This window comes from Actinomycetota bacterium (assembly GCA_030682655.1).
In the GTDB taxonomy this organism is placed as follows: domain Bacteria; phylum Actinomycetota; class Coriobacteriia; order Anaerosomatales; family JAUXNU01; genus JAUXNU01.
The window spans coordinates 1-3822 of the sequence record JAUXNU010000215.1 but is presented as its reverse complement, the minus strand read 5'-3'; the positions used below and the strand labels follow the sequence as shown (position 1 = coordinate 3822).

The 3822-nt window shown below is 61.2% G+C and carries 4 protein-coding genes; 2 read left to right on the top strand and 2 right to left on the bottom strand.

The window, feature by feature from the left end; all coding sequences use genetic code 11:
- Positions 1-209: 209 nt before the first annotated feature.
- Positions 210-590, top strand: coding sequence for a hypothetical protein (locus tag Q8K99_14645; GenBank protein MDP2183787.1), 381 nt, complete (start codon positions 210-212; stop codon positions 588-590).
- Between the two features lie 56 nt (positions 591-646).
- On the opposite strand, the gene Q8K99_14640 is transcribed toward Q8K99_14645, so the two are convergent.
- Together Q8K99_14640 and Q8K99_14635 are read right to left on the bottom strand one after the other, a co-directional pair.
- On the bottom strand, positions 647-1456 hold the full coding sequence (locus Q8K99_14640; protein MDP2183786.1) for a glycosyltransferase family 2 protein: 810 nt from the start codon (positions 1454-1456) through the stop codon (positions 647-649).
- Between the two features lie 68 nt (positions 1457-1524).
- Entirely contained in the window at positions 1525-2736 is a 1212-nt protein-coding gene (locus Q8K99_14635) for a glycosyltransferase family 4 protein (protein MDP2183785.1), read from the bottom strand.
- 208 nt (positions 2737-2944) lie between these two features.
- On the opposite strand from Q8K99_14635, the gene Q8K99_14630 reads away from it, so the two are divergent.
- The gene (locus Q8K99_14630) at positions 2945-3244 is read left to right on the top strand and encodes a GDP-mannose 4,6-dehydratase (protein MDP2183784.1); all 300 of its coding nucleotides are present in this window, start codon (positions 2945-2947) and stop codon (positions 3242-3244) included.
- Positions 3245-3822 lie beyond the last annotated feature (578 nt).

Genomic DNA, 3822 nt, shown 5'->3' with positions numbered 1-3822 from the left:
CTCCAAGACCCGACGCTCTTCCTCGCTGAGTTCGATGACGTACGGGCTTCTTCTGGACATGGCACCTCCTCTCCTCACGGAGATGGTACCATGTCCGAGAGCCACGGATTACGCGCTAATACTTAGGAATCCGAGAACTAGTCTGGGCGGTTGTCGAAGGAACGGAGCCCTCTCGACTCCTCGGGCGACGCCTTCTCTCGGCGGCGGTCGTGGTTCAGGTCGCCTTCGTGGCGTTCGCCGTGCCCCCCGGGTCTACGGTCCCGATCGGACAGCTGCAGGCGGGCTACCTCCGGCACGGGCCCGTCGCCCAATTCGTGCTCGAACACGCTCCCGAGCTGTACTCACCTGAACCGGACACGTTCGTCGAACGAACACTCGGGACGGAGGTGTCCGACTTCGGTTCGGTACTGCCCGTTGTCTACACCTCCAGCGGCGGCACCGTCAAAGCCCTCGCCCGCGAGAGCGACATCCCGGATCTAGCTGCGCGTCTGGGCACCACAACAGACGCCCTGGGGGCGACGGCACGCTCTGCGCACCGCCCCGATCTCGTCTACCTGGTCTTCTCAGAGGGAGTGTCCCTGGAGCAGTAGCTGGCCAGCAGCTCGAATTGACCGCACTGCGAAGGCCTGTCGGCTGATTGCGCCTGCTACTGTGACTCGGAACAGGTGGCCAACCCGAGGAATAGTCTCTTGTTCCATCGTTCCACGTAGCGCCGGTGGTTCCGTGCGAAAGTCCGGTCAAGATCATCCGGCGTGCCGGCTAGAGCCGACGTAGTCCCCTTCTCCTTGTGGACGAGGGTTGCCGCAGGCTGATAGAGAACCTTCCAGCCCGTATCTCGGACCTTCAGGTTGAAGTCGACGTCTTCGTAGTACGCCCTGCCGTACGCTACATCCATGCCTTTGACCCGCTCCCACACATGCTTGGTGGTGAGCAGGCATGCCGCCGTGACCGCCGGAACCTCCTCAAGCACGTTCGCCTCTGGGAGATCGGAGGGGGCGAAACGAAACCTGTGATCGGGCAAGAAGTGGGGCATCAGCCCGGGACGATACACGAAGACCATCCCCGCGTGCTGGATTGTGTTGTCGGGGTATAGGAGCTTCGCCCCCACAGCACCGACATCCTTGTCGAATACATCCCTCATCGCGTCAAGCCATCCTACCGAAGGCTCAGTGTCGTTGTTGAGTAGACAGACATGCTCGTGTTGAGCCATTCGAACCCCTTGGTTGCATCCCTTCGCAAATCCACGGTTCGAGGCGTTGTAGACAGCGCGGATACGCTCGTCTTCGCGCTCCAGCCCGCGTACGTACTCCACCGTGCCGTCACTCGAACCGTTCTCGACGACGATGAGCTCGTAGTCCTCTGTGGTCGCGCTCAACCGGTCAATGCACGTTCTTGTCATGTCTAGACCGTTGAAAGTCAAGACGACTATGGAAACCGGTGGTCGGAATCGACTCATCGTTGCCTCACCGCGTGCCTCCCCCGCACATGACGTGCTCACCACAGCGTCTTCTGGCGTTCGTGCCCCTAGTGCCTGCCGCTCGCCCTGCGTTTCTGCCACATGAGCGAAGAGCTGTCCACGGCCTGTTGCTTGACCTGGTCGAACGTCAGACCGCGCCAATACCTCATCACATTCTCTTCCATATCCGCCTTAGCTCGCTGGCCCAGTGTCGAACGCAGGGCTTTGTCTGTCGCCAGGCGCTGCATGAACTGCGCGGCTTCCTCGACGTCCGGATCGGCCCAGCGCGCCTCGCCGGCGAGATTGGCGGGGTCGTACACCTTGTGCGTTGGCTGGACTGGTATCAGTTTGTACCCGACGAGGCAGGAGTTTCTGTCGTTGGTGAAGTCCATGTTGCCGGACCACGCGGTACATATCGTCGCTTTGCCGAGCGACATGCTCTCCATCAGGTTCAACCCGAGACCCTCGGCCCTGTGTAGCGACACGAACACATCGCATGACGCGTGCAGGGACAGCACGTCTTCGTATGTCAGGAGCTCGTCGATCAGGATCATGTTCGCGGTCTCGCTGGCAACTCTGTGTACCTCCGCCAGCTCGTTGGGATAGAGCTCGCGAGCGGATCTCACCGCACTCATCTTGATCACGAGGTAGTTGTTCTCCGGTTTCGGAAACGCGCGTCTAAACGCCTCGATGACCGCCAGGGGGTTCTTTCGATTGATGTCGCTGTGCAAGTCGAAGACGTTCAGGAAGACGACCGCGTCATCGGGCAGACCGAACTTCGCCCGATTCGGTTCGATTCCCTCGGGAAGAATGGTCGCCTGCGGATATGGCACACAGACCGCGTTCGGGAGAACACGCAGGATAGAGTCGCGGATGTAGTCTGTCGCGGTAAGGATGGCGTCCATGTATGCGAGTATGGGCAACCACTGGGTCGGAAGCGCTTGAAGCTCCCAGAACGGGACGCAGAGGTTGATCTTCTCGCGCATGCGCAGCTGAGATGCGTGGGCGGCGAGAGTGGCTACTTCACTCGGGTTCACATGGAACAGGTTGACGGCGTAGGGTGCGACTTCTTCGGTCTGCATTCCCATGTGCATTACGCCAAAATCCTTGCCTGTGCGTTCGGTCCCGGCATCGATGTCGATAAGGCGCATTCCGAAACCACGCTTGTCCAGCAGGCGTACCGTGTTTCGTGCGGCGGCAGAGAGACCGAAGTTCCCTGTCAGGAACCCGATTACGTTGTAGCCGAATCGACCGTCGAGGCTGGCTTTGTGACCCTTCACCCTACCTCCTACATCCCCGCACATCCTTGACTGCTGACCCGCACACTGTACCAAGCGCCACTTTCTTGCACCACTTCTCCGTCTCGACTGCACCACACCGGCTTCAAGGGCTCCTAGCTCTCCGTGTGGCTCGATCGGGGTTGGTGCGTCTGTCAGCGGACTCGCACCGGAACCGACTACCGAACCGGCCATGCACGAGGTCTGCCGCGTGCAAGACATCGTCGATTCCACAATCGCGGATGTTGGCGACCTGTGCGCAGTGGAGGCGATCTTCGCGCGGGCGCAGCCGGAGGTGGTGTTCCATCTCGCCGCCCAGCCAATCGTGCGAATCTCCTATGCCGAGCCGGTCGCAACCTACATCACAAACGTCACGGGCACTGTGAACGTACTTGAGGCCGCGCAAGTGCCCGTCCGTCCGTGCGGTTGTGGTCATTACCATCGACAAGTGCTACGAGAATCGCGAGTGGTTGCGCGGATATCGCGAACGCGATCCACTGGGCGGAAGTGACCCCTGTAGCTCGTCGAAAGCGTGCGCTGACATCGCCGCCGCCGCGTATGCACGTTCCTTCTTCGGTCCGAATGCCCCACGCGCGGCCGTCACGACCGCTCGGGCGGGAAATGTGATCGGCGGCGGCGACTGGAGCCCCGACCGGCTGATTCCCGACGCAGCTCACGCCATCGCACGCGGAGTGGAACTGGGACTTCGGAACCCCGGGCACGCGAGACCGTGGCAGCACGTCCTCAAACCGCTTCGCGGCTACATCATGCTGGCTGCGCGACTCCTCCGATCTGACCCTGGCTTTGACAGTGCATGAGACTTCGGTCCCCGCGAAGACAGCATGTGCCGCGTTGACCTCGTCGCCGACGACTTCTTCGCCTTCTGGGGCTCCGGATTATGGAGGAAGGTGAACGATGGGCGGACATCTCCCGAGGCTGGCATTCTGAGGCTAGTACTCCAAACCGTAAGTTCGCTCACGTAACCGTCCCTCCTCACGCCGCGGCCCGCACCGCCGTATCCGATAGCTTCGCCATGAGTTCGGCGAGGTCGTCGCGGGTGAACTTCCAGTCGAACGGTGCGGCGATCCC